Source organism: Pseudorhodoferax sp. LjRoot39, from assembly GCF_964253035.1.
GTDB lineage: Bacteria > Pseudomonadota > Gammaproteobacteria > Burkholderiales > Burkholderiaceae_C > Pseudorhodoferax.
Window position 1 is genome coordinate 1279485 of sequence record NZ_CAXUQL020000001.1, and the last position, 23501, is coordinate 1302985.

General features: G+C 71.9%; 23 protein-coding genes. 12 read left to right on the forward strand and 11 right to left on the reverse strand.

Annotation, left to right across the window (positions count from 1 at the left end):
* Window positions 1–18: 18 nt before the first annotated feature.
* Both ACSQ4M_RS06090 and ACSQ4M_RS06095 read left to right on the forward strand, forming a co-directional pair.
* Window positions 19–1047 (forward strand): NAD(P)H-dependent flavin oxidoreductase, encoded by a 1029-nt coding sequence (locus ACSQ4M_RS06090; RefSeq protein ID WP_436188700.1) that lies wholly within the window; start codon window positions 19–21, stop codon window positions 1045–1047.
* A 17-nt stretch (window positions 1048–1064) separates the two neighbouring features.
* Window positions 1065–1946, forward strand: a complete 882-nt coding sequence (locus ACSQ4M_RS06095; RefSeq protein WP_436188701.1) for a LysR family transcriptional regulator — start codon at window positions 1065–1067, stop codon at window positions 1944–1946.
* A 5-nt stretch (window positions 1947–1951) separates the two neighbouring features.
* Here the strand turns inward: ACSQ4M_RS06095 and ACSQ4M_RS06100 are convergent, their stop codons facing one another.
* The 3 genes from ACSQ4M_RS06100 to ACSQ4M_RS06110 are packed head-to-tail and all read right to left on the reverse strand — an operon-like array spanning window position 1952 to window position 4719.
* Window positions 1952–2929, reverse strand: coding sequence for a tripartite tricarboxylate transporter substrate binding protein (locus ACSQ4M_RS06100; protein ID WP_436188702.1), 978 nt, complete (start codon window positions 2927–2929; stop codon window positions 1952–1954).
* Entirely contained in the window at window positions 2916–3743 is an 828-nt protein-coding gene (locus ACSQ4M_RS06105) for an amidohydrolase family protein (RefSeq protein WP_436188703.1), read from the reverse strand. The genes ACSQ4M_RS06100 and ACSQ4M_RS06105 overlap by 14 nt, the downstream gene beginning before the upstream one ends.
* A 1-nt stretch (window position 3744) precedes the next feature.
* Complete coding sequence (locus ACSQ4M_RS06110; RefSeq protein WP_436188704.1) at window positions 3745–4719, reverse strand: tripartite tricarboxylate transporter substrate binding protein; 975 nt, start codon at window positions 4717–4719, stop codon at window positions 3745–3747.
* A gap of 154 nt (window positions 4720–4873) precedes the next feature.
* Between ACSQ4M_RS06110 and ACSQ4M_RS06115 the strand changes: the two genes are divergently transcribed.
* On the forward strand, window positions 4874–5359 hold the full coding sequence (locus tag ACSQ4M_RS06115) for a VOC family protein (protein WP_436188705.1): 486 nt from the start codon (window positions 4874–4876) through the stop codon (window positions 5357–5359).
* Here the strand turns inward: ACSQ4M_RS06115 and ACSQ4M_RS06120 are convergent, their stop codons facing one another.
* Window positions 5360–5515, reverse strand: coding sequence for a hypothetical protein (locus ACSQ4M_RS06120; RefSeq protein ID WP_436188706.1), 156 nt, complete (start codon window positions 5513–5515; stop codon window positions 5360–5362).
* A gap of 60 nt (window positions 5516–5575) precedes the next feature.
* On the opposite strand from ACSQ4M_RS06120, the gene ACSQ4M_RS06125 reads away from it, so the two are divergent.
* From ACSQ4M_RS06125 to ACSQ4M_RS06150, 6 genes are all read left to right on the forward strand, one after another.
* Window positions 5576–5887: a hypothetical protein gene (locus ACSQ4M_RS06125; RefSeq protein ID WP_436188707.1), complete on the forward strand. Its 312-nt coding sequence runs from the start codon at window positions 5576–5578 to the stop codon at window positions 5885–5887.
* 101 nt (window positions 5888–5988) lie between these two features.
* Window positions 5989–6564 (forward strand): sigma-70 family RNA polymerase sigma factor, encoded by a 576-nt coding sequence (locus ACSQ4M_RS06130; protein ID WP_436188708.1) that lies wholly within the window; start codon window positions 5989–5991, stop codon window positions 6562–6564.
* Between the two features lie 54 nt (window positions 6565–6618).
* Window positions 6619–7626, forward strand: a complete 1008-nt coding sequence (locus ACSQ4M_RS06135; RefSeq protein ID WP_436188709.1) for a FecR family protein — start codon at window positions 6619–6621, stop codon at window positions 7624–7626.
* A gap of 193 nt (window positions 7627–7819) precedes the next feature.
* Window positions 7820–10225, forward strand: coding sequence for a TonB-dependent siderophore receptor (locus tag ACSQ4M_RS06140; protein WP_436188710.1), 2406 nt, complete (start codon window positions 7820–7822; stop codon window positions 10223–10225).
* Window positions 10226–10232: 7 nt separating this feature from the next.
* A complete protein-coding gene (locus tag ACSQ4M_RS06145) occupies window positions 10233–11783 on the forward strand; it encodes a PepSY-associated TM helix domain-containing protein (RefSeq protein WP_436188711.1) in 1551 nt (516 codons plus the stop codon).
* Complete coding sequence (locus ACSQ4M_RS06150; protein ID WP_436188712.1) at window positions 11780–12061, forward strand: DUF3649 domain-containing protein; 282 nt, start codon at window positions 11780–11782, stop codon at window positions 12059–12061. Before ACSQ4M_RS06145 ends, ACSQ4M_RS06150 begins: the two co-directional genes overlap by 4 nt.
* Here ACSQ4M_RS06150 and ACSQ4M_RS06155 read toward each other — a convergent pair.
* The 3 genes from ACSQ4M_RS06155 to ACSQ4M_RS06165 all read right to left on the reverse strand — a co-directional run bounded on the left by ACSQ4M_RS06155 (window position 12058) and on the right by ACSQ4M_RS06165 (window position 15478).
* On the reverse strand, window positions 12058–13350 hold the full coding sequence (locus tag ACSQ4M_RS06155; RefSeq protein ID WP_436188713.1) for a sensor histidine kinase: 1293 nt from the start codon (window positions 13348–13350) through the stop codon (window positions 12058–12060). The two genes, ACSQ4M_RS06150 and ACSQ4M_RS06155, sit on opposite strands and share 4 nt — an antisense overlap.
* Window positions 13325–14035, reverse strand: coding sequence for a response regulator (locus ACSQ4M_RS06160; protein ID WP_436188714.1), 711 nt, complete (start codon window positions 14033–14035; stop codon window positions 13325–13327). The genes ACSQ4M_RS06155 and ACSQ4M_RS06160 overlap by 26 nt, the downstream gene beginning before the upstream one ends.
* Before the next feature lie 90 nt (window positions 14036–14125).
* Window positions 14126–15478 (reverse strand): AmpG family muropeptide MFS transporter, encoded by a 1353-nt coding sequence (locus ACSQ4M_RS06165; protein WP_436188715.1) that lies wholly within the window; start codon window positions 15476–15478, stop codon window positions 14126–14128.
* A gap of 50 nt (window positions 15479–15528) precedes the next feature.
* Between ACSQ4M_RS06165 and ACSQ4M_RS06170 the strand changes: the two genes are divergently transcribed.
* Both ACSQ4M_RS06170 and ACSQ4M_RS06175 read left to right on the forward strand, forming a co-directional pair.
* Window positions 15529–16344: a M48 family metallopeptidase gene (locus ACSQ4M_RS06170; protein WP_436188716.1), complete on the forward strand. Its 816-nt coding sequence runs from the start codon at window positions 15529–15531 to the stop codon at window positions 16342–16344.
* Between the two features lie 111 nt (window positions 16345–16455).
* Window positions 16456–18453: a bifunctional 2',3'-cyclic-nucleotide 2'-phosphodiesterase/3'-nucleotidase gene (locus ACSQ4M_RS06175; protein WP_436188717.1), complete on the forward strand. Its 1998-nt coding sequence runs from the start codon at window positions 16456–16458 to the stop codon at window positions 18451–18453.
* On the opposite strand, the gene norR is transcribed toward ACSQ4M_RS06175, so the two are convergent.
* Window positions 18454–20040 carry a nitric oxide reductase transcriptional regulator NorR gene (gene norR / locus ACSQ4M_RS06180; protein WP_436188718.1) on the reverse strand — a complete coding sequence of 529 codons (1587 nt, stop codon included), beginning with the start codon at window positions 20038–20040 and terminating at the stop codon, window positions 18454–18456.
* Window positions 20041–20183: 143 nt separating this feature from the next.
* Here norR and hmpA point away from each other — a divergent pair, with 143 nt between their 5' ends.
* Entirely contained in the window at window positions 20184–21371 is a 1188-nt protein-coding gene (hmpA, locus tag ACSQ4M_RS06185; RefSeq protein WP_436188719.1) for an NO-inducible flavohemoprotein, read from the forward strand.
* A 76-nt stretch (window positions 21372–21447) separates the two neighbouring features.
* Here the strand turns inward: hmpA and ACSQ4M_RS06190 are convergent, their stop codons facing one another.
* The 3 genes from ACSQ4M_RS06190 to ACSQ4M_RS06200 all read right to left on the reverse strand — a co-directional run bounded on the left by ACSQ4M_RS06190 (window position 21448) and on the right by ACSQ4M_RS06200 (window position 23447).
* Window positions 21448–21822, reverse strand: a complete 375-nt coding sequence (locus ACSQ4M_RS06190) for a DUF4440 domain-containing protein (protein ID WP_436188720.1) — start codon at window positions 21820–21822, stop codon at window positions 21448–21450.
* Window positions 21819–22061 (reverse strand): helix-hairpin-helix domain-containing protein, encoded by a 243-nt coding sequence (locus ACSQ4M_RS06195; protein WP_436188721.1) that lies wholly within the window; start codon window positions 22059–22061, stop codon window positions 21819–21821. Before ACSQ4M_RS06195 ends, ACSQ4M_RS06190 begins: the two co-directional genes overlap by 4 nt.
* Window positions 22062–22151: 90 nt before the next feature.
* Window positions 22152–23447: a hypothetical protein gene (locus ACSQ4M_RS06200; RefSeq protein ID WP_436188722.1), complete on the reverse strand. Its 1296-nt coding sequence runs from the start codon at window positions 23445–23447 to the stop codon at window positions 22152–22154.
* Between the last annotated feature and the right edge of the window lie 54 nt (window positions 23448–23501).

Here is a 23501-nt window from a genome sequence, read left to right on the forward strand (position 1 = left end):
TCTTTCGGGAGACCGGCCATGCGCCATGCATTTCTGGGCACGGAACTGCCCATCATCCAGGCCCCCATGGCCGGCGTGCAACGCAGCCGGCTCGCGGCCACCGTCTGCGCGGCCGGCGGCATGGGCTCGCTGCCGGGCGCCATGTTCGACGCGGCCGGCCTGCGCACCGAGCTGCAGGCGCTGGTGGCGGCCGTGACCGGGCCGTGGAATGTCAACTTCTTCGTGCACCAGCCGCCGGCGCCCGACGCCGCGGCCGAGGCCCGCTGGCGCGAACGGCTGGCCCCGTACTACGCCGAGCTGGGCATCGATCCCGCCGGCGTGCCGGGCGGCGCCGGCCGCCAGCCCTTCACGCCCGCCATGGCCGAGGTGCTGGAGGAGTTCAAGCCTGCCGTGGTCAGCTTCCATTTCGGCCTGCCGGCGCCCGAGCTGCTGGCGCGTGTGAAGGCCTGGGGAGCCCAGGTCTGGTCCTCGGCCACCACGGTGGCCGAAGCCGTCTGGCTGCAGCAGCACGGGGCCGACGTGGTCATCGCCCAGGGCCTGGAGGCCGGCGGCCACCGTGGCCACTTCCTCTCGCACGACCTGGGCCTGCAGAGCGGCACCATGGCGCTCTTGCCGCAGATCGTCGATGCGGTGTCGCTGCCCGTGGTCGCGGCCGGTGGCATCGCCGATGCGCGCGGCGTGCAGGCCGCGCTGGCGCTGGGCGCCGCAGCCGTGCAGGTGGGCACGGCCTACCTGGGCTGCGACGAGGCCGAGACCAGCGCCCTGCACCGCGCCGCGCTGCGCGACCTGGCGGCGCCGACCGAACTCACGCGGCTGTTCACGGGCCGCCCCGCGCGCGGCATCGTCAACCGCCTCATGCGCGAACTCGGTGCGCTGAGCCCGGACGCGCCGGCCTTCCCGACCGCGACGGCGGCGCTGGCTCCGCTGAAGGCCAAGGCCGAGGCGCAGGGCCTGACCGATTTCACCTCACTGTGGTCGGGCCAGAACCGCAGTGGCTGCAACGAGCCCAGCGCCGCGGCCTTGACCCGCGCATTGGCCGGACGCTGAGCGCCACAGGCATTTGCATGGACACCCGGCAGATGCGCTGTGTGGTCGCGATCGCCGAGACCGGCAGCCTCACGCGGGCCGCCGAGCGGTTGGGCCAGGCCCAGCCGGCGTTGACGCAGACGCTGAACCGACTCGAAAGCGAGATCGGCGCCAAGCTGTTCGAGCGCAACCGCCGCGGTGCCGCGCTGACGGAGGCCGGCCAGGCCATCCTGGACGACCTGCGCGCCAGCCTGGCCTATGGTGATGCTGCCACCGAACGGGCGCGCGCCATCGGCGCCGGCCGCGCGGGCCGCCTGACCATCGGCTTTGTCACGCATGCGGTCTACGAAGTCCTGCCGCGCGCGTTGCGCCGGCTGCGGGCTGCGCATCCGCAGCTCGATGTGGTGCTGCGCGAGATGAGCAACGCAGAGCAGGTGGCGGCGCTCGAAGGCGGGCGCATCGATGTGGCGCTGCTGCATCCGCCCGTGTCCGTCCAGGGGCGCGTGCACGAGCTGCAGTTGGGCAGCGAGGCCTTCGTGGCTGCGTTGCCGGCGGCCGATGCGCCGGCCGGCGGTGCCACGGTGTCGCTCGCGGACATTGCGCGGCATGGCCTGGTGTGGTTTCCCGAGCAGCAGATCCCGGCCCTGCGCGCGCGCCTGCTGAGCGCGTTCCGCAGCGCTGGCCACGACGTGCGCGTGGTGCAGGACGCCAATCGCACGCTGACGGTGCTGGCCTGCGTCGCGGCCGGGCTGGGCTGGTCGCTGCTGCCCGGCTCGGTGCGCGCCCTGCAGCACGAAGGCGTGCGCTTCGCCAACGTGCAGGAGGTCGACCTGCTCCCACGCTTCGCGCTGTCGGCGCTGTGGCGCATGCGCTCGCGGCCCGGCTTCGCCGACCTGTTCGCCGAGATGCTGGTGGTCTAGGAGGCTCAATCGAGCTGGATCTTGTTGTCCTTGGCCAGCTGGGTCCACTTCGCCAGTTCGGCCTTGCGGAAGCTGTCCAGTTCGGCGGGCGTGGAGCCGATGACCTCTGCGCCCGTGGCCTCCAGCCGCTTGCGCACCTCGGGCTCCTTCAACACGGCCGCCAGCTCCTTGGACAGGCGCGTGGTGATCTCTGCCGGCGTGCCGGCAGGCACGAACATGGCGTTCCATTCGTAGACCTCATAGCCCGGCAGGCCGGCTTCGGACACCGTGGGCAGCTGCGGCAGCACGGCCGCGCGCGTCTTGCCCGTGACCGCCACGGCGCGCAGCTTGCCGCTCTGAATGTAGACCAGGCTGGACGCCAGGCTGCCGAAGAACACCGGCACCTGGCCGGCCATCACGTCGGTCAATGCGGGGCCACCGCCCTTGTAGGCCACATGGGTCATGCGCACGCCGGCCATGGCGCTGAACTGCTCGGCCGCGAGATGCTGGGCCGACCCGTTACCCGACGAGGCGAAGTTGATCTCGCCCGGCCTGGCCTTGGCCTGCGCGACGAGGTCCTGCACGGTCTTGATGCTGGTGGCCGGGTTCACCACCAGCACGTTGGGCACCTTGACCAGCAGCGACACCGGCGCCAGGTCGCGCAGCGTGTCGAACGGCATCTTGCTGCGCAGCGCCGGGTTCTGCGCGTGGTTGGACGCGTCCAGCAGCACGGTGTAGCCGTCGGGTGCGCTCTTGGCCACCAGGTCGCCGCCGATGGCACCGCCGGCACCGGCGCGGTTGTCCACCACCACCGGCTGGCCCAGCCGCTGCGACAGCGGCGTCGCGACGATGCGGGCCACGGCGTCCAGCGTGCCGCCGGGCGGGTAGCTCACGACCAGCTTGATGGGCTTGGTGGGCCAGGCCTGGGCTTGTGCGGCGGCAGCGCACAGGGCGATGGCCGCGGCAGCAAGCCTGCCGATCCAGCGGGTGTCAGACGGATGCATGCTTGTCTCCAAGGTCGAAATGAAAGAGTTCGGCGGGGGTGTCCGCCAGGATGCGTTGGCGCGAGGCCGGCTCTGGCACCCACTCGGCCAGCGCCGCGTGGGCGCTGCCATAGTCGACGGCGTCGCGGTGCTGCGTGTGCGGCCAGTCACTGCCCCACACCAGGCGCCCGGGGCCGAAGGCCTGCAGCAGCCTGCGGGCGGCTTCGCCCGGAGACCGGGCATCGGCCGGCGGCCAACTGCGGTAGGCGGCGGACAGCTTGACCCAGACGCGGCCGCTGGCGGCGGCGCGCAGCAGCCAGTCGCTCGGGCCGTCGGCGCCGGGCAGGCCGAAGTGGTCGACCACCAGCCTGCAGCCGGCGTCCAGCACCGGCTGCGCCGCCAGGGCCAGGTCGTGCGCGGGGCGGTGCACTTCCACATGCCAGTCGAGCGCGCGCACGTCCGACAGCAGGCGCTGCCAGTCGGGTTGCGCGAAATCCGGCAGCGGCAGGCCGACCAGGTTCAGGCGCAGGCCGCACACGCCAGCCGCGGCCAGCGCGCGCAGTTCGGCGGCAGGGGTCTGCGGATCGACCACCGCCACGCCCCGCAGGCGCCGGGGTGCGGCGCGCAGCGCCTGCAGCAGGAAGCGGTTGTCCGTTCCGAGAAAGCTGGGCTGCACCAGCACCGCGTGCGACACGCCGTGCACGTCCAGCAGGGCCAGGTAGTCGGTCAACAGGGCGTCGTAGTCGGGCGCGTGGCGGCGCTGGGGCGCCAGAGGCAGTCCGCGCACGAACACGTGGGCGTGGCTGTCGACGGCGTGGATGCCGGCGATCGCCACCTCACTCGTCCTTCATGCCGGTGGCCTTGACCACCGCGCCGAGGCGGGCGCGTTCCTCGTCCACGAACTTCTCGAACGACGCCCGCGTGCCACCGACCGGCTCGATGCCCATGCCCTTGAGGCGGCTGGCGATCTCGGCGGCTTTCATCGCGGCGTCGATGGCCGTGGCCATCTTGTCCAGGATGGCCGGCGGCGTGTTGCGCGGCGCGTGCACGCCGGCCCAGTGCGCGATGCGCAGTTCGCCATAGCCCTGCTCGGTGGCGGTGGCCAGCTCGGGGTAGGCCGAGATGCGGGCCGTCCAGGTGTCGGCCAGCGCCTTGAGCTTGCCGCTCCTGAGGTAGGGGATGGCGACGATGCTGGCCTCGGACGTGGCCTCCACCTGCTTGCCCAGCACGGCGGTGATGGATTCCGAGCCGCTCTTGTACGGCACGATGTCCAGCTTGGTGTCGTACCTGGTCTGCAGCACGCCGGCCACGAAATGCGGTGTGCTGCCGGTGCCGGCCGTGGCCCAGTGGAAGCCGTCGCTCTTGCGCGAGGCAGCGATGAATTCCTTGAGCGTGTTGTAGGGCGCGTCGGCCGGCACCAGGATCACCGAGGGCGCCAGGCCGATCATGGCCACCGGCGTCAGGTCGGCGTCCTTGTACGGCATGGTCTTCTTGATCATGCTGTTGGAGATCACGCCGGCTGCGCTGACCAGGAAGGTGTAGCCGTCCGGCGCGGCCTTGGACACCAGGTCGGCACCCAGCGCGGTGCCACCGCCCGGCTTGTTCTCCACGATGATGGGCTGGCCCAGCACCTTGCTGGCGCCTTCGGCCGCAGAGCGGGCCATCAGGTCATTGGCGCCGCCGGCCGAGAACGGCACGATGAGGCGGATGGGCTTGGTCGGCCAGGTCGCAGGTGTCTGGGCCAGGGCGGCCGTGCAGGCCAGGGCCGCGGTGAGGGCGGCCACGAGGCTGCGGCGAAAAAGGCGGGGCATGTTGTCTCCACATCAGGGCCGCGGCGTGCGGCCGGCGCAGTATCGGCAGCGGCGCAGCGCGTGGGAACGCCGCTCCACGTTGCTTTTGCATACGTTGCGCTTATGGAAACTGCGCGGCCTTGGTGCCAAGATGGCCGTTTTGAGGAGACACACCATGCAGAGCAAGAACACCGTCTGCCTGTGGTTCGACGGCGACGCCGAAGCGGCGGCCACCTTCTATGCCGAGACGTTCCCCGACAGCGCCGTCGGTGCCGTGCACCGCGCGCCGGGCGACTACCCGTCGGGCAAGCAGGGCGATGTGCTGACGGTGGAGTTCACCGTCGCCGGCATCCCCTGCGTGGGCCTGAACGGTGGCCCGGCGTTCCAGCACAGCGAGGCCTTCTCGTTCCAGATCGCCACCGACGACCAGGCCGAGACCGACCGGCTGTGGAACGCCATCGTCGGCAATGGCGGGCAGGAAAGCGAATGTGGCTGGTGCAAGGACCGCTGGGGTCTGTCGTGGCAGATCAGCCCGCGCGTGCTGCTCGATGGCTTCGCCGACCCCGACCCGGCCGTGGCCAAGCGGGTGTTCGCGGCCATGATGACGATGAAGAAGATCGACGTCGCCGCGATCCAGGCGGCGCGCCGCGGGCCGGACTGATCAGGCCGGCTTGTTCTTGAGCTTGCCCTTGGGCATCACCGTCGTCGTCGGCGGCGTGGGCCGGGTGGAGGTGCTGCTGCTCAGGCTCGGTGGAGGACTGCTGTCCTTCTTCGGTTTCTTCACCATCTTGTTGCTGCGCTGTTCGCCTTTGGCCATGCTGTTCTCCGGATTGAAGCGCCGAATATAGCGAGCTTGCAGGCGCATACTCGCGGCCCCATGGAAGACCCGAACCAGACCATCATCCCGGCCGCCTTCATGGCGCTGTACAGCGCCAACGGCCGCCCCACGGCCACGCGCGCGCATGTGGAAGAGCGCCACGACCTGTGCGAGGACATGGCCGCGCAGATGACCACGCTGTGCGACAGCCTGGAGCACAAGCACGACCTCAGCAAGGAGGAGGTGCTGCGCCGCTGCTGGATGGGCTTGCTGCAGGACGGCAGCGGCGTCGAGCCGCCCGAGGCGAACTGGATCGTGGCGCGCACGGCCGAACTGCTGGAGTGGCCGCAGCCGGCCTTCCTGCAGGCCTGAAGCCCTGAAGTCCTCAGAAATCTCAAACACTTCGCCGACAATCGCGGCCTTCCCGGGTCAGCCACGCTCGTTGTCGAAGCCAGCCTGTCGCATCCATTGCATTGCCCCTTGCCGGGCGTGGGCTGGCCGTGTTCGAGCGCTATTACCGCGAGTTGCTGGGTTTTCTGTCGCTGAGGCTGCGCGACCGCGACACCGCGGCCGACCTGGCGCAGGAGAGCTATGCGCGCGTCTACGCGAGCGAGCGCGCCGGCACCCCGGTGCGCGACCCGCGCGCGCTGCTCTACGCCACGGCGCGCAACCTGGTGATCGACCACCACCGCCGCAGCCAGGTGCGCGGCGGCAATGCCGAGCCCGCGACCGACGATGCGCCGCTGGACCCCGACGAGCATGCTGGCCCCAGTGCCCACGAGCCCGACAACGTGCTGGAGACACGCCAGCGCTTCGAGGCCCTGGCTGCCATCGTCGACAGCCTGCCGCCGCGTTGCCGCGAGGTCTTCCTGCTGGTGCGCATCGACGGGCTGTCCTATGCCGAGGCGGCAGCGCAGATGGGCATTGCGGTGAAGACCGTGGAGATGCAGATGAAGATCGCGATGGACGCCTGCTGGGAGCGCATGGAGCGGCTGGACAGCCGGGATGCGCCCGCGCCCCGGCCGGCCCGCCGGAGCCGGGCACGATGAGCGCGCGCGCTACAGGGTTGGTCCGCGGCCGTGCGTCTACCTGAACAGGAGCCCATGCCCTTGCCATTGCCCGCCACCGACAACGACGCGGACCTGCGCCAGGCCGCGCGCGACTGGTTCATGCGCCGCCAGCGCGGCGCCTGGGCGCGTGGCGAGCAGCGGCAGTTCGCGGCTTGGCTGGCGGCCGACCCGCGCCATGCCGAGGCGCTGGCGCGCTGCGAGGCGCATTGGAACCGCTTCGAAGGCATGCCGGCCGACCTCGTGCAGCGCATGCGGTACCGGCTGCGCGAGGACCAGGCGGCCGCCGTGGCGCCGCGGCGCGGCTTCCTGCGGCCGGCCTTCGCGCTGGCAGGCATCGCAGCCGTCACGGGCGGCGCCGGCCTGCTGGCCTGGCAGCAGTGGCAGGCCCAGGTGCTGTGGTCGCAGGCCTTGCGCACCGCGCGCGGCCAGCAACAGGAACTCACGCTGCCCGACGGCAGCCGCGTGCGCGTGAACACGGCCACGCGCCTGCAGGTGGCCTTCACGCGCGCGCGACGCGATGTCCGGCTGCAGGAGGGCGAAGCCTTCTTCGCGGTGCAGTCCGATCCCACGCGGCCGTTCTTCGTGCAGGCCGGGCCGGTGCAGGTGCGCGTGGTCGGCACACGCTTCTCGGTACGCCACACGCCGGGCCTGGCCGGCAACGACGGAGTGCAGGTCGCGGTCGAGCACGGCCGCGTGCGTGTCATGGGCCGGGACGAAGCCAGCGTGCTGCTGGGGGCGGGCGAAGCCGTCGCCAGCGACAGCACGGGCGCGCTTGCGTCGGTGGCGGCAGCGGGTCCGGTCGCGCCCTGGCGCGAACACCGGCTCAGCTTCCTGGACCGGCCGCTGGGTCAGGCCCTGGCCGAGCTGGAGCGCTACGGCGACACCGGCCTCGTCGTGCGCGACCCGGCCGTGGCCGCGCTGCGCCTGACCGCCACGGTCGACCCGCTGCAGCCGGCTGCGCTGCGCCGCGCACTGCCACGCGTGCTGCCGGTACGGCTAAAGGAGGAGGGCGCGCGGGCCGAGGTGCTGCTGGTGCGCTGACGGCTCGGCGCCGTGCAGCGCGAGGACTGCCAGTTCCTCAACGAGACCGACGCGTCCGGTGCCGACCTGGTGGCGGCCCTGAGCGTGCACTGACCCGTCCGCGGAAAAAATCGCGCGCGCCTTACAGGGTTGCGCCGCGCGCCTGCGTCTACCCAGCCAGGAAGCCCTTTTCTTGCCCGCTGGAGATCCCCCAATGCCCCGCAGTCCGCTGCGGCCCGCGCCGCTGGCGCTGGCCCTTGCCCTCGTGTTCGCCGCTCCCTTGCATGCCCAGGACGCGGCCGCGCCCGTCGCCATCCGCATCGCGGCCCTGCCGCTCGGCGAGGCGCTCAACGATTGGGCGCGCCAGACCCGCATCCAGCTGTTCGTGCAGCCTGATGCCACGGCCGGCAAGACCGCGCCGGCCGTGGCCGGCAGCCTGAGCCCGAGCGCGGCGCTCGACCGGTTGCTGGCCGGCTCCGGCCTGTACGGCCGCTTCGAGGGCCATGCCGTGACCATCGAGCGCGTGGCGGCCGGCGGTGGCGCGGCGCTGGCGCCCGTGACGGTCACGGCCACCGCCGAGCGCAGCCCCACCACCGAGCTGACCGGCTCGTACACCGCGCGCGCGCTGAGCATCGGCAAGATGGAGCAGTCCATCCGCGAGACGCCGCAGTCCGTCACCGTGGTCACGCGCCAGCAGATGGACGACCAGAACCTGGTGTCGGTGGAGGAGGTCATCGCCCAGACCACGGGCGCGGCCAAGTCGCAGCGCAACTTCGGCGCCCATGTCTACACGCTGCGCGGCTACGTGATCTCCGACACCAACTACCTGCTCGACGGCGTCTCCGGCGGCAGCTACAACCCGACCGGCTGGGTGCCCGTGGACACGGCCGTCTTCGACCGCGTCGAGGTGCTGCGCGGCGCTGGTGCGCTGGCCATGGGCGTGGGCGACCCCAGCGGCGTGGTCAACATGGTGCGCAAGCGCCCGCGCGCCGAGAAGCACTTCGAGTTCGCCCAGAGCATCGGCTCCTGGGACAACTACCGCACCGAGATCGATGCCGGCGGCGCACTCAACGCGGCCGGCACGGTGCGCGGCCGGGTCGTCGCGGCCCATACCGACCGGCACTACTTCTACGACATCGCCAAGTCGCAGGAACCCATGTTCTATGGCGTGGTCGAGGCCGACATCGCCAGCGGCACCAAGGCCACGGCGGGCTACCGCTTCCAGGAGCAGGACATCCGCGGCTACACCATCTTCCAGCTGCCGATGTACAGCGACGGCGGCTCTTTGAGGCTGCCGCGCTCGACGGCGCTGGGCCAGGACTGGAACCGCCACCAGGCGCGCGTGCACGATGTCTTCGCCGAGCTGGAGCACCGCTTCGCCGGTGACTGGCGCGGCAAGCTCACGCTCAACCATGTGCAGACCGACCTGGTGCAGAAACTCAACACCGCGCGCGGCGCGGTGAACCGCGCGACGGGCACGGGCACGGCCATCACCAGCAACTACTTCGTCGACCGCGACATCGAGGCCAACGGCCTGGACGCCCATGCCAGCGGCAGCTTCCAGGCGCTGGGCGGCACGCACCGGGCCATGTTCGGCGGTAGCTGGTCGGCGCAGGAAGTCCTGTCGCGCACCACCACGCAGGGCCTGAACATCCCGGTCGATGTCTTCAACTTCAACCATGCACTGATCCCCGAGCCCGCCACGCCGGCCTATGCCAACCAACTGCGCGATCGCGTGGCGCTGTTCGGCCTGTACGGCAGCGCCAACCTGGAGCTGGCCAAGCCGCTGCACCTGCACCTGGGCGGCCGGTTGAGCTGGTACAAGTCGCAGGCGCACGACGCGCTGACCGGCGCCGTGACCACCAACTTCCGGCAGAACGCCGAGTTCACGCCCTACCTCGGCCTGGTCTACGACCTGGGCCCGCAGTGGTCGGTCTATGCCAGCTACACCAGCACCTTCGAGCCGCAGACGCAGTACCGAGCCTTCCAGGGTGGCGCGCTGAGCCCGGCCGAGGGCGTCAACTACGAGGCCGGCCTCAAGGGCGAGCTGCTCGATGGCCGGCTCAACGTGGCCTTCTCGGTGTTCAAGATCAAGAAGCGCAATGTGGCCGTGGTCGACCAGGACCACCTCGGCGATTGTTCCGGGCTTGGCACCGGCACCACCGCCGATTGCTACCGCAACGCCAGCCTGCTGCGCAGCAAGGGCATCGACATCGAGGTCGGCGGCCAGCTCATGCCGGGCTGGGAGATTTCCAGCGGCTTCACGGTCCTGAGTACGCGCGACGACGAGGGCCAGCCGCTGACCTCGGACGCGCCCAAGCGCCTGCTGCGCGCCTCCACCAGCTACCAGCTGCCGGGCGCCTGGTCGGACTGGAAGCTCGGCGCCACCGTCAACGCGCAGAGCAGCAGCTACGTGGCCGGCTCGCCCAGCGTCACCAACCCGGGCCATGCCGTGCTCGACCTGCGTGCTTCCTACCGCATCAACCGCAGCTGGACCGCCGCGCTCAACGTGGGCAACGTGTTCGACCGGACCTACTGGGCCGTGATCGGTGGCGTGCGCAACGGCAATGCCTACGGCATGCCGCGCAACGCCACGCTGACGGTGCGCGCAAGTTTCTGAGCGCGGCGTGAAGGCCGGTTTCCGCCAGCGCATGGCGGCGCTGCACACCTGGTGCGGCCTGACCTGCGGCTGGCTGCTCTGCGCGATCTTCCTGACCGGCACGCTGTCGGTGTTCCGCGAGCCGATCACGCGCTGGATGCAGGCTAAGCCGCAGCTGGCCGATGCCGCCGGCCTGGCGCCGGCCGCGCTGGACAGCGCCGTGCGCCACCTGCAGGCCCGGGCGCCCGGCGCGGCCTTCTGGCGCCTGGAGCTGCCGGCGCGGCCCGGCGATGCGCTGGAGCTGTTCTGGCGCACGCCGGCCGGCCCGCAGCACGCGGCCGTGCACCCGGGCACGGGCGCGCTGCTGCCGCAGCCCTGGGGCCGGCCCACCGAGGGCGGCCGGCATTTCATGAGCTTCCACTACACGCTGCACGGCGGCACCGCGGGCTTCTGGTTGGTCGGCTGGACTGCCATGTGCGCGTTGGTGGCGCTGGTCTCGGGCGTGGTCGTGCACAAGCGCATCTTCCAGGACTTCTTCACCTTCCGGCCCGGCAGGGGCCAGCGTTCTTGGCTGGACGCGCACAACGCCGCGGCGGTGCTGACGCTGCCCTTCCTGTTCATGATCGTCTACACCGGGCTGGCCTTCTTCTACAGCAGCTACATGCCCTGGCCGCTGCGCGCGGCCTATGGTGCGGATGCCGGTGCCTACGGCCGCTACCAGGCCGAACTAGGCGCGCCCGCCGGCCAGCGCCGCCAGCGCAGCGGCCAGCCGGCCGCGCTGCCCGCGCTGGCGCCGCTGCTGCAGCGGGCTCAGGCGCTGAACGGCACGCCCGTCGGCGTGTTGTTCGTGGAGCGGCCGGGCGATGCGAGCCAGGTGCTGCGCGTGTTCGCGCGCGTGCCCGACACGGCTGGAACACGGACCATCCTGAACCCGCGCGCCAGCGTGGCCTTCGACGCCAGCGGCGCCGTGCTGGAGCGCCGCGGGCCCGGGCCGGCCGCCGGCCACGCCGCGCTGGACGCCCACCATGCGGTCGAAAGCCTGCATGTGGCGGCCTTCGGCGGCTGGACCATGAAGTGGCTGTACTTCGTGAGCGGCCTGGCCGGCACGGCGATGGTCGCCACCGGGCTGCTGTTGTTCTCGGTCAAGCGGCGCCAGCGCAGCCTGCACGAGTTCGGCGCGGCCACGCCGCGCGTCTACCGCGTGGTCGAGGCGCTCAACGTGGCTGCGCTGGCCGGTGCGGCGCTGGCGAGCATCGCCTACTTCTACGCCAACCGCCTGCTGCCGGCAGACCTCCCGGGACGTGCGGACTGGGAGATCCGCGCCTTCCTGGGGGTGTGGGCGGGCAGCCTGCTGCACGCGCTGCTGTGGCCGCCCACCCGCGCCTGGGTCGTGCAGCTGGGCGCCGCAGCCCTGCTGTGCCTGGCCTTGCCGCTGCTGAACCTGGCCAGCACCGGCCAGGGCCTGTGGGGCTACCTGGCCGGTGACGACTGGCAGCGCGCAGGCGTGGAGGCGGTGGCGCTGGGCCTGGGCCTCGTGCTGGCGTGCGCAGCGCTGCGCGCCAGACGGAAGCGGCGATGAGCGCCGGCTCGGACTGGCAGATCGCAGGCCGGGTGCTGGCCGCCGCGCTGGGCGGCTACGCGCTCAGCGCGCTGGCCATGGCCGACCTGGCACTGCTGCTGCCGCGCGTAGGCGGGGCCACCCAGGCCGAGGCCGTGCTGGTCGCCTCGCTGTGCAGCTTTGTCGTCTACACCGGCGTGGCGCTGTGGGCCTTCGCCACGCGCAGCGCCGTGCGCGCCTGGCTGGGCCTGTGCGGGGCAGGCCTGCTGCTGGCGGTGTTGTACCTGGGCCTGCGTTAGGCCGCGTCCGGCAGCGCGATCACGAAGCAGGCGCCGCCGCCTGCGCGCTCCTCGCAGCGCACCGAGCCGCCATGGCGCTCGGCAATCGACTTCACCAGCGCCAGCCCCAGCCCGACGCCGCCGTTGCTCTCGCTGGCGCCGGGCAGGCGGTAGAAGGGCTCGAAGATGCGTTCGCGCAGCGCCGGCGGCACGCCGGGCCCGCGGTCGAACACGCGCAGCACGGCCTGGCGGCCGTCGTGCTGCAGGCTGGCGCTGACCTCGCCGCGGCCGTAGCGGCGCGCGTTCTCCAGCAGGTTGCGCACGGCGCGGCGCAGCAGCTTGGGCACGCCGCGCACCTGCACGGGCGCGGCGTCGCTGCCGTCGGCGGCACCGGCCTCGAAGGCCACGTCCAGCCGCGCACATTCCTCGGCCGTGAGGCCGGTCCAGTCCACCTCCTCGACGGTGCCCATGTCGGCCTCGCGCGCGTCGAGCCGGCTGGCCAGCAGGATCTCGTCGATGAGCTGGTCGAGCTCGCCGATGTTGCGGCTGATCTCCTCGCGGATCTCGGGCGTGGGCGCCGTGCCCATCAGTTCCAGCCCCATGCGGATGCGCGCCAGCGGGGAGCGCAGTTCGTGCGAGGCATTGGCCAGCAGCGACTTCTGCGCGCGCATGAGCTGCTCGATGCGTTCGGCCGCGCTGTTGAAGCGCTGCGCCAGGAAGCCGACCTCGTCGTCGCCGCGCACGGCCACGCGCACCGACAGGTCGCCCGTGCCCCAGCGCTCCACACCGCTCTGCAGCCGTTCGAGCCGGCGCGTGAGCCGGCGCGCCACCGGGTACATCACCAGCGCGCAGCCGATGCCCACCATGCCCAGCACCCAGAAGAAGCCGTCCGGCGGGCGGCCCCAGATCGAGCGCGGCGGGCGTGGCATGTGCAGGATGAGTTCCTGCCCGTCCTGCATGCGCACCAGGAATTCCGGCCCGCTCTTGAACTCGGCGTACTTGGCCACCGTGGCCGGGTCGGGTGGCTCGTTGTCGCCCTCGAAATGCTGCGGCACGCGGCCGTCCAGGTCGCGCCAGCCACGCCAGGCGCCCTGGCCGATGGTCTCGCCAGCCATGTTCTGCACGACCACCGTGCGCGCCGGTGGATCGGTCGTGATGCGCCAGACCCAGCCCAGCAGCAGCATGAGCACGGCCACGGCCGCCAGCACCGACAGCCAGATGCGCACGTACAGGCGCTGCAGCACGCCGGGCAGGCGGCGCGGCGGGGCCTCGGAGCCCAGGCGCTCAGTCCTGCTGCTTGGCGAAGACATAGCCGGCGCCGCGCACCGTCACGATGCGCTTGGGGTTCTTGGGGTCGGCCTCGATGGCCGCGCGGATGCGGCCCATGTGCACGTCGATGGAGCGGTCGAAGGCTTCCAGTTCGCGCCCGCGCACGGCCTCCATGATCTGGTCGCGGCTCAGCACGCGGCCGGCGCGCTCGGCCAGCGTGACCAGCAGGTCGAACTGGTAGGCCGTGAGCTCGCAGGCCTGGCCGCCCACGGTCACGCTGCGCGCGTCGCGGTCGATCTCCAGCGTGCCGAAGCGCAGCACCTGGCTGGCCACGGGCGCGCCCTCGCTGCGCCGGCGCAGCACGGCGCGGATGCGCGCCAGCAGTTCGCGCGGCTCGAAGGGCTTGGGCAGGTAGTCGTCGGCGCCGAGCTCCAGGCCGATGATGCGGTCCAGCGGATCGCCCTTGGCCGTGAGCATCAGTACCGGCACGCGCGCCATCTCGCCCTGGGCCGCGCGGATGCGCCGGCACACCTCCAGGCCGTCCATGTCGGGCAGCATGAGGTCCAGGATCACGAGTTCGGGCAGGGCGCCGGCCTGCTGCAGCCGTGCCAGGCCTTCGGTGGCGGTGGCTTTGTGTTCCACCGCGAAGCCGCTCTGGCCCAGGTAGGCGCCCACCATCTGGGCCAGCCGGGTGTCGTCCTCGATCATCAGCAAAGGAGTGCTCATGGTTTTCTTCTGTGCAGGCAGGGGAGACGCCATGGTGCGGCGCGCGCGCCGACCTGTGTTGTCACGGCCGTAAAGTTAAGTAAAAGGCGGTCAGCCCGGCTTGACGGGAAGCCGCCGGCCCACCAGCCAGACCAGCGCCAGCACGGGCACGCCCAGCAGCGCCGTGCCCGTGAAGAAACTGGCGTAGCCGAAGCTGTCCACGTACTGGCCCGAGAAGCCCGCGATGAACTTGGGCAGCAGCAGCATCAGCGAGCTGAACAGCGCGTACTGCGTGGCCGAGTACTGCACGTTGGTCAGGCTGGACAGGTAGGCGATGAAGGCGGCCGAGGCAATGCCACCGGCCAGGTTGTCGGCCGAGACCACCAGCGTGAGCGCCGCGAGGTCGTGGCCACGGCCGGCCATCCAGGCGAACAGCAGGTTGCTGGCCGCGCTCAGCACCGCGCCCAGCATCAGCACGCGCAGCACGCCCACGCGCATGGCCAGCGCGCCGCCGACGAAGGCGCCCACCAGCGTCATGACCACGCCGTAGACCTTGCTCACGGTGGCGACCTCGGCTTCGGAGAAGCCCATGTCCACGTAGAAGGGGTTGGCCATGATGCCCATGACCACGTCGCTGATGCGGTAGACGGCGATCAGCGCGAGGATCTGCGCGGCCTGCCAGCCGTAGCGGCGGAAGAAGTCGGCGAAGGGCTCGACCAGCGTCTGCTCCAGCCACTCGCCCGGGCTGCGCGCGGGCTGGAACGCGCGGGGCGCCGGCTCGCGCGACAGCAGCACGGTCAGAACGCCGACCACCATGCTCGCCGCCATCGCCAGGTAGGCCGTGGTCCAGGCCGGGTTCTCGTAGCCGCTGGCCTCGACGCGCGCGCCGGCCACGATCCACAGCACCCCCGCGCCGGCCCAGATCATGGCCAGCCGGTAGCCGGTCTGGTAGGCGGCGGCCAGCGCGGCCTGCTTGTCGGTGGCGGCCGATTCGATGCGGAAGGCGTCCAGCGCGATGTCCTGCGTGGCCGAGCCGAAGGCCACCAGCAGCGCGCACCAGACCAGCGGCTGCAGCCCGCCGCGCGGGTCGGCCAGCGCCATGCCCACCAGGCCGGCGACGACCAGCGCCTGCGACAGCAGCAGCCAGCTGCGGCGCCGGCCCAGCCAGCCGGTCAGCAGCGGCAGCGGCAGCCGGTCGACCAGCGGCGCCCAGACCCACTTGAAGCCGTAGGCCAGGCCGACCCAGCTCAAGTAGCCGATGGTGGTGCGGTCGATCCCCGCGCCGCGCAGCCGGAAGCTCAAGGTGCCCAGCACCAGCAGCAGCGGCAGCCCGGCCGAGAAGCCCAGGGCCAGCATGCGCAGCGTGGCCGGCTCGAGGTAGACCCGCAGGGTCTGGCCCCAGGAGGGCTTCATGGTGGCCGGTGCGACCTCGAGTTCTGCGGGCTTTGCCGGTCGGGATGTCATCTGGGAATAATACGTGGCGGCCTTCTGTCACCGGCCGCGCGAAGCACCCGATGAAGCCCTTGAAGACCCTCGTCGCGCTCGGCCTGGCCGGCGCCCTGCTGAGCACCCCGGCGCTGGCCCAGCGCGAGGGTGTCAATGTCGGCCAGAACTCGGTCTTCACCGGCCTGGTCTCGGCCGACCAGATGGAGGCCACGGCCCTGCAGCAGTACCGCCAGGTGCTGCGCGAGGCAGCCCAGCAGAACGCGCTGGCGCCGGCCAACAACCCGCAGCTGCAGCGCCTGCGTGCGATCGCCACCCGCATCATTCCGCACGCGGTGGACTGGAACCCACGCGCCAAGGACTGGAAGTGGGAGGTCAACCTGATCGGCAGCAAGCAGGTCAACGCCTGGTGCATGCCGGGCGGCAAGATCGCCTTCTATACGGGCATCCTGAACCAGCTCAAGCTCAGCGACGACGAGGTCGCGGCCGTGATGGGCCACGAGATCGCGCACGCACTGCGCGAGCATGCGCGCGAGCGTGCCGGCAAGAGCGCTGCCACCAACCTGGGGGCCAACGTGTTCTCCGAACTGCTGGGCCTGGGCACGCTGGGCCGCACCGTGGTGGGCGGCGGCGTGCAGCTGATCGGCCTGTCGTTCTCGCGCGAGAACGAGACCGACGCCGACCTCGTGGGCCTGGAGCTGTCCGCACGGGCGGGCTACGACCCACGCGCCGCGGTCACGCTGTGGCAGAAGATGAACGCCGCGTCCCAGGGCGCGCCGCCGCAGTGGCTCAGCACCCACCCCGCGGGCAGCACGCGCATCACCAGCATCGAGCGCAACCTGCCCAAGGTCATGCCCTTGTACGAGCGCGCCAAGAGCGGCGGCTGAGGCCGTCACGCACCGTCACGGCGCGTCACAGGGCTGTCAAGGCAGCCCCCAAGAATCAGGGGCGTGACCGCGCTCCATCCCACCCCCCACTTGCGCCCCGCCCGTCTCTCCATGGCTCTGTGCACCGCCGGCGTCCTGGCCCTGCTGGCCGCCTGCGGCGGCAGCGACGACCCCGCCCCGCAGCCGGCCCAGGCCACACTGGCCGTGCTCGCCACCACGGACCTGCACAACAACGTCCGCAGCTACGACTACTTCAAGCTCGCGGCCGATCCGTCCTACGGCTTCGAGCGCACGGCCACGCTGGTGCGCCAGGCGCGCAGCGAGTTCGCCAACACGCTGCTGGTGGACAACGGCGACACCCTCCAGGGCACGGCGCTGGCCGACTACGAGGCCGTCGTCAACCCCATTCCCTGCACGCAGCAGCACGCCATGTACAAGGCCATGGGCGCGCTGCAGTACGACGCCGGCACGCTCGGCAACCACGAGTTCAACTACGGCCTGCCGTTCCTGAACCAGGTGCTGGGCGGCGGCCTCGACGTCGATGGCGTCGATGCCTCTCTGAAGTGCGCCGGCCCGGGCTTCGCCATGGTGCTGGCCAACGTCAAGAGCAACAAATCGAACCAGCCGCTGGTGCAGCCCTATGCGGTGCTGGAGCGCACGGTGCAGGCCAAGCGCAGCGACGGCACGGCGGTCGCGCTGCCGATCAGGATCGGCGTGATCGGCTTCACCACGCCCGGCATCCTGAACTGGGACAAGCGCTTCCTCGAAGGCAAGGTCGGCGTCGAGGGCGCTGTCGAGGCCGCCACGCGCTACCTCCCCGAGGTGCGCGCCAAGGGCGCCGACATCGTGATCGCGCTGCTGCATGGCGGCATGGACGCTGGCCCCTACGCCCCGAGCATGGAGAACCCCGGCCTGCACCTCGCCAAGGTGGCCGGCATCGACGCGCTGGTCATGGGCCACCAGCACGGCGTGTTTCCCGACCGCAGCGCGCGCCCGGCCTACACCCAGGCCGGCGTGGACAACGCGGCCGGCACCGTGCATGGCGTGCCGGCCGTGATGCCGAGTTCCTGGGGCAAGGCGCTGGGCGTGGTCCAGCTCGCGCTGCGCTGGGACGGTGCGCGCTGGAGCGTGGACAAGACCAGCAGCAAGAGCGAGCTGCGCAACATCCAGACCCAGGCCAGCCCGGCCCAGTACGTGGCCGTGGATGCCAGCATCGCGCCGCTGGTCGAGGCGCCGCACCAGGCCACCATCGCCTACGTGCAGCAGCCCATCGGCAGCACCGACTTCCGCATGAGCACGCTGTTCGCCGATGTCGGCGACCCGGGCGCGATCCAGATCGTCAACGCCGCGCAGCAGCGCTACGTGGCGGCCTACATCCAGGCCAACCTGCCGCAGGTCGCCAGCCTGCCGGTGCTGTCGGTCAGCGCGCCGTTCAAGTCCGGCTTCCAGGGCGCGGGCGACTACACCGACGTGGCGGCCGGCAACCTGGCCATCTACAACGCGGCCGACCTCTACCTGTACCCCAACACGGTCTACGCCGTGAAGGTCAACGGCGCCGACATCCAGCAGTGGCTGGAGGTAGCGGCGCGCCGCTTCAACCGCATCGACCCGGCGGCCACAAGCGAGCAGGCGCTGATCAGCACCTTCCCGGGCTACAACTTCGACATGTTCACGACGCCCGATATCCAGTACGAGATCGACGTGACGCAGGCCCAGGGCAACCGCATCAGGAACCTGACCTACCTGGGCCAGCCCATCGTGGCGACGCAGGAATTCATCATCGCGACCAACAACTACCGCGCCACCAGCGGCGCCAGCTTCATCCCCAAGCTGGACGGCTCGGCCACGGTCTGGGCCTCGCCGGATGCCAACCGCGACGTGCTGATCAACCACATCCGCGCCAACCCGGCGGTCACGCGCGCCAACGACGGTGCGGCGCGCAGCTGGCGCTTCACGCGCGTGGCGACGGCCGGCCCGGTGGTGTTCAGCAGCGCGCCGAACGCGCTGCCGGTGGCCCAGGCCGCGGGCCTGTCCAACATCTCGCTGCTGGCGGCCGACGACGGCTCGGGCAGGGGCTTGTCGAAGTACGCGGTCGACCTGTCGCGCTGATCAGCCAGCAGGCGCGCGCCGGCCGTTGCGCGCCGGTACGGCCAGGCCCAGGCGACGCGCGAGCCGAACGAGGTTGGCGCGGTCCATGTCCAGCGCGCGGGCGGCAGCGGCCCAGTTGCCGGCATGGCCGGCCAGCGCCTGCTCGATGGCCTGGCGCTCGAAGGCCTGCACGCGCTGGCGCAGCGGCACGGTGCCGGCGGGCAGTGCGGCGGGCGTGGCCGCAGCCGCCGGCGGCTGCCCCGGCGCCGCCAGGCCCAGGTCTTCGGCGCCCACGCTCAGCACGCGCGGACGTTGGCCATGGCGGCCCAGCGCGCGCAGGGCCGCGCGCGCGAGCACATGCTCGAGTTCGCGCACATTGCCGGGCCAGGCATGGGCCAGCAAGGCCTGCTGCGCGTCCGCATCCAGGCGCACATTGCCCAGCCCCAGGCTGGCGCGCTGCTCCTCCAGGAAGGCGCCGGCCAGCAGCAGCACGTCGCGGCCGCGTTCGCGCAGCGGCGGCACCTGCAGCGGGTAGGCGCCGAGCCGGTGGTACAGGTCGGCGCGAAAGCGGCCGGCGCGCACCTCGGCTGCCAGGTCGCGGTTGGTGGCGGCGACCAGGCGCACGTCCACGCGGTGCTCCCGGTCCGAGCCCAGGCGCTGCAGCTGGCCGTTCTGCAGCACGCGCAGCAGCTTGGCCTGCACCGCCAGCGGCAGCTCGCCGACCTCGTCCAGGAACAGCGTGCCGCCATCGGCCAGCTCGAACTTGCCCTGGCGCTCGGCCACGGCGCCCGAGAAGGCGCCGCGCACATGGCCGAACAGCTCGCTCTCGACCAGGGTCTCGGGCAGGGCCGCGCAGTTCAGGCTCACGAGCGGGCGGCCCGCGCGCGGCGAGGCCGCGTGCAGAGCCTGCACCACCAGTTCCTTGCCCACGCCGGTCTCGCCGCCCACGAGCACGGTCAGGTCGCTCGGGCCGACCAGCGCGATCTCGCGCAACAGCGCGCGGTAGGCGGCGCTGCGGCCCACGAGGCGGCGCGCGCGCTCGCCACCGGCCGCGCGGCGGTACTGCTCGGCGCGGCGCTGGGCGTCCTCGGCGCGCAGCGCGAGGTCGTCCATGCGCTCGGCCGCGGCCACGGTGGCGGCGGCCAGGTCGGCCAGACTCTGCAGCGCCACCATGTCCACGCCGTCGAAGCGCGACAGCGCCAATGCGTCCAGCGTCATGAGGCCCCAGGGCCGGTCCTGCACGCGCAGCGCGCAGCCCATGCAGTCGTGCACGGGCAGATGGCCGTGCACATGCTCGACGAGGCCGTCGTAGGGATCGGGCAGGCCGCAGTCGGGCGCGAAGCGCAGCGGGCCCTCCGCTTGCAGCAGGGCCTGCAGGCGCGGGTGCTGCCCGACCAGGAAGCGCCGGCCCAGCGTGTCGGGCGCCAGGCCGTCCACGGCCAGTGGCACCAGCGCGTCGCCATCCAGCCGCAGCAGCGCCACGGCATCGGCCGGCAGCAGGCGACGTACGGCGTCGAGCAGGCGCCGGTACCGCTCGGACGGCGGGATCTGGCGCGCCAGGTCGGCCACCAGCGGCAGCATGGCAGCGAGCAGGAGTTGGGGAGTCATCATGTCCCGAAAGAGGTCAGTTGGACTGGAATCAGAGTAATGTCATTTTGACTTGATGCGCGGCAAGCTGTTGTGGTGAAAGGACTTTCTCCCTGGCACGAAGGCTGCCTGCAGAAGCATGTCATTGACCAACCGAGTCCCTCATGCTGACCCCTGCGCAACGCGACATCGTCAAGAGCACCGTGCCCCTGCTGGAAACTGGCGGCGAGGCGCTGACCACGCACTTCTACAAGGGCCTGTTCCGCGACCACCCCGAGGTGCGGCCGCTGTTCAACCAGGCCCACCAGGCCAGCGGCGAGCAGCCGCGCGCGCTGGCCAACGGTGTGCTGATGTACGCGAAGAACATCGATCGCCTCGAAGCCCTGGGCCCGCTGGCGCAGCAGATCGTGCAGAAGCATGTGGCGCTGCAGGTGCTGCCCGAGCACTACCCGCTGGTGGGCGACAGCCTGCTGCGCGCCATCCGCGAGGTGCTGGGCGCCGAGATCGCGACCGACGCCGTGATCGCGGCCTGGGCCGCCGCCTATGGCCAGCTGGCCGACCTCTTGATCGGCGCCGAGGCCGCGGTCTATGCCGACAACGCCCAGGCCCCCGGCGGCTGGCGCGGTGCGCGCGCCTTCCGCGTGGCCAAGAAGCAGCGCGAGAGTGCAGAGATCACTTCTTTCCACCTGGTGCCGGCTGACGGCGGGCCGCTGCTGGACTTCCGCCCCGGCCAGTACCTGGGCCTGCGCCTGGTCGTGGACGGCCAGGAGATCCGCCGCAACTACTCGCTGTCGGCCGCGCCCGACGGCCGGCGGTACCGCATCAGCGTCAAGCGCGAGCCGGGTGGCGTGGCCTCCAACCACCTACACGAGCGCGTGCAGGAGGGCGACCTGCTCGACGTCTTCCCGCCGGCCGGCGAGTTCACGCTGGGTGCGGGCGACAAGCCGCTGGTGCTGATCAGCGGCGGCGTCGGCATCACGCCCACCCTGGCCATGCTGGACGCCGCGCTGGCCGCGCCGGGCCAGCGGCCCGTGCACTTCATCCATTGCGCGCGCAACGCCGAGGTGCATGCCTTCCGCGCCCATGTGGACGCCCAGGCCGCCCGGCATCCGCACCTGCAGGTCTTCTACTGCCATGACGAGCAGGGCGGCGACGGCCCCGCGGCGCATGCCATCGGCCGGCTCGACCGTGCGCGGCTGCAGGACTGGCTGCCCGCCGACCGCGATCTCGACGCTTACTTCCTGGGCCCCAAGCCCTTCATGGCGCAGCTGCGGCGCGATCTGCACGCGTTGGGCGTGCCGCCGGCGCAGGCCCGCTACGAGTTCTTCGGCCCGGCGTCGGCGTTGGCCTGAACGCCCGGCGAACCGGCGTGCAGTGCCAGGTGGACCCCGCGGACGCGCCCCGGGGAGGGCCACGCCGTGCGCGGCGCTACCAGGGCACGGCGGCCGGCGTGCCCTGGTGGTAGCGCAGTTGCCAGCCTGCCGCGGTGCTGACCCACAGCGACATGCGCAGCGTGTGCTGCGTGGGCCGGCCCGCGTCGCGCAACACGGAGCGAAAGTGCAGCAGCGCAGTGTCCGCGGCCAGGCGCTCCACGCGAAAGCCGTCCGATGCCACGTCGGGCAGCGCGGCCTGGCTGGTGGTGAGCCAGGCCAGCACGGTCGCGCGGTCGTAGGCGCGGCCCGAGCGCCCGACCTCGTGGAAGTCGGCATGCAGCAATCGCTCCAGCCGCGCCAGCGTGCAGGGGCGGCCGGGATGGTGCAGCTCGGTTTCGAGTGCCTGCAGTTCGTCGAGCAGGGCGCTCATGGGCCCGCGCGTTTCTTGGCGAGCGCAATCGCCGCCTGGATCGCAGCCCGCGCCTGCGGGCTGTTCTTCCAGCAACTGGAGCCGAGCAGCGATGCCGCGCTGGACACGATGTCCAGCGCATTGGCCTTGGCCAGGTGCGCCAGCGATTCGAAGCCAAGTTGCTCGAGACGGAACACCACGGTGGGACCGATGCCCTTCACGGCGAGCAGGGCCTGGCGTTCTGAAATCGGAAAAGGCATACAGGACAGGGCTGGAATGGGAACGCCCGGCGAGCATAGCGCGCCGCGGTGGCCGCCAGGCTGGCGTGGTGCAGATGCACCGGGCCCGGCTCAGCGGTACAGCGCCAGCGCGCCGATGCGCCGCTCGATGTCGGCCTGCATGCGCTTGTAGGCCGGGCTGCCGGGTTCACCGTAGCGTTTCTGGAACGTCGCCTGCGGCAGGAACTCGGGCAGGTCGCGCACATTGGGCAGCAGGTCCGGTTCGGTCAGGCCGATGGCCACGCGGCGTTGCAGCCGCTCCTGGGTCGCGGCCGGGCCGACCGCCAGCGCGCCCAGTCGCGTGCCGGCGCGGTCGGCGGCCAGGTCCACGAACGAGAAGCCGCTGCCGCCGGCGCCCGCATCGTCGAGTTCCTTGTAGAGCCCGACGGCATCGGCGAGCGGCGTGCCGGCCACGGCCGCCAGCGCGGCCGACACGCTGAAGTGCTGGGCCAGGTCGCCACGGCCGGCCAGGTGCACGCGCTGCGGCCTGGGTGCCGGGCCGTCGGCCGCGGCGGGTGCGATGGCCGCCAGGCCCTTGCCGTTGACATAGAAGGCCAGCACCAGCAGCGCGGCGCGCTGCTCCTGCGCCCGCGCCTCGGGCGTGGCCTTGGCGCCGCCCGCGCGTTCGCCAGCCAGGGCCAGCAGCGGCTGCAGCAGTTCGTGCAGGGCCAGGCCCTGCGGCTGCGGTGCCTGCACCAGCTGCGCCAGCCGCTGGTGCTGGGCGCGCAGGCGCTGCACCTCCTCGGGCGGCAGCAGCGCGGCCTGCAGCGGGCCGGGCAGGCCGTCGTGCCAGGCGTAGACCACGCTCAGGGCCTGCGGCGTGATCTGCACGCGCTGCACCGCATCGGCCGCGGTGCCGAGGCCGGGGTTGCGCTGCAGCCAGGCCAGCCCACGCGCGAGCAGCCAGTCGGACACGGCCTGCGGCAGCTCCAGCCGGCCCAGGCGCAGCGCCTGCACCTGCGGCAGGCCCTCGGTCTGCACCAACTGCCCCTGCACGTTGAGCCAGGAGCCGAACGGGCTGCTGGGCAGTGGCAGGCTCAGCTGCACGCGCGCCCGGCCGTCCTGCAGCTCGGCCACGGCCTGGCCGCGGGCCAGCTGCGCGGCCAGGTGCGGCAGCAGCAGGTCCAGCTCCTCGGATGTCAGCGTGATGGTGCGCAGCACGCCTGGTGGCGCCTTGCGCGGGTCGTTGCGTTCGGCCAGGCGCAGCGCGCGCGCCACGTCGGCCGGCGTGCTCACGGCCAGGCGCACCACGCTGGGCTGGTGGTCGGTGCAGTACCAGGCCAGCACCAGCAGGCCGACCACGCCCAGCGGCAGGATCACGGCGGCAGACAGCAGCAGGGCGGCGAGGCTCTTGGCAAGAAAACGCATCGGTCGATGCTACGGCATGGGCCCGTGTCATCCCGGCTTGTCCGGCGGCTGCGA

Bases quoted from the DNA above. Each gene is read 5' to 3' on its own strand.
- ACSQ4M_RS06090 (WP_436188700.1), top strand. From the start codon at position 19: ATGCGCCATGCATTTCTGGGCACGGAACTGCCCATCATCCAGGCCCCC.
- ACSQ4M_RS06095 (WP_436188701.1), top strand. From the start codon at position 1,065: ATGGACACCCGGCAGATGCGCTGTGTGGTCGCGATCGCCGAGACCGGC.
- ACSQ4M_RS06100 (WP_436188702.1), bottom strand. From the start codon at position 2,929: ATGCATCCGTCTGACACCCGCTGGATCGGCAGGCTTGCTGCCGCGGCC.
- ACSQ4M_RS06110 (WP_436188704.1), bottom strand. From the start codon at position 4,719: ATGCCCCGCCTTTTTCGCCGCAGCCTCGTGGCCGCCCTCACCGCGGCC.
- ACSQ4M_RS06115 (WP_436188705.1), top strand. From the start codon at position 4,874: ATGCAGAGCAAGAACACCGTCTGCCTGTGGTTCGACGGCGACGCCGAA.
- ACSQ4M_RS06120 (WP_436188706.1), bottom strand. From the start codon at position 5,515: ATGGCCAAAGGCGAACAGCGCAGCAACAAGATGGTGAAGAAACCGAAG.
- ACSQ4M_RS06125 (WP_436188707.1), top strand. From the start codon at position 5,576: ATGGAAGACCCGAACCAGACCATCATCCCGGCCGCCTTCATGGCGCTG.
- ACSQ4M_RS06135 (WP_436188709.1), top strand. From the start codon at position 6,619: ATGCCCTTGCCATTGCCCGCCACCGACAACGACGCGGACCTGCGCCAG.
- ACSQ4M_RS06140 (WP_436188710.1), top strand. From the start codon at position 7,820: ATGCCCCGCAGTCCGCTGCGGCCCGCGCCGCTGGCGCTGGCCCTTGCC.
- ACSQ4M_RS06150 (WP_436188712.1), top strand. From the start codon at position 11,780: ATGAGCGCCGGCTCGGACTGGCAGATCGCAGGCCGGGTGCTGGCCGCC.
- ACSQ4M_RS06155 (WP_436188713.1), bottom strand. From the start codon at position 13,350: ATGTCTTCGCCAAGCAGCAGGACTGAGCGCCTGGGCTCCGAGGCCCCG.
- ACSQ4M_RS06160 (WP_436188714.1), bottom strand. From the start codon at position 14,035: ATGAGCACTCCTTTGCTGATGATCGAGGACGACACCCGGCTGGCCCAG.
- ACSQ4M_RS06165 (WP_436188715.1), bottom strand. From the start codon at position 15,478: ATGACATCCCGACCGGCAAAGCCCGCAGAACTCGAGGTCGCACCGGCC.
- ACSQ4M_RS06170 (WP_436188716.1), top strand. From the start codon at position 15,529: ATGAAGCCCTTGAAGACCCTCGTCGCGCTCGGCCTGGCCGGCGCCCTG.
- ACSQ4M_RS06175 (WP_436188717.1), top strand. From the start codon at position 16,456: ATGGCTCTGTGCACCGCCGGCGTCCTGGCCCTGCTGGCCGCCTGCGGC.
- norR (WP_436188718.1), bottom strand. From the start codon at position 20,040: ATGACTCCCCAACTCCTGCTCGCTGCCATGCTGCCGCTGGTGGCCGAC.
- hmpA (WP_436188719.1), top strand. From the start codon at position 20,184: ATGCTGACCCCTGCGCAACGCGACATCGTCAAGAGCACCGTGCCCCTG.
- ACSQ4M_RS06190 (WP_436188720.1), bottom strand. From the start codon at position 21,822: ATGAGCGCCCTGCTCGACGAACTGCAGGCACTCGAAACCGAGCTGCAC.
- ACSQ4M_RS06195 (WP_436188721.1), bottom strand. From the start codon at position 22,061: ATGCCTTTTCCGATTTCAGAACGCCAGGCCCTGCTCGCCGTGAAGGGC.
- ACSQ4M_RS06200 (WP_436188722.1), bottom strand. From the start codon at position 23,447: ATGCGTTTTCTTGCCAAGAGCCTCGCCGCCCTGCTGCTGTCTGCCGCC.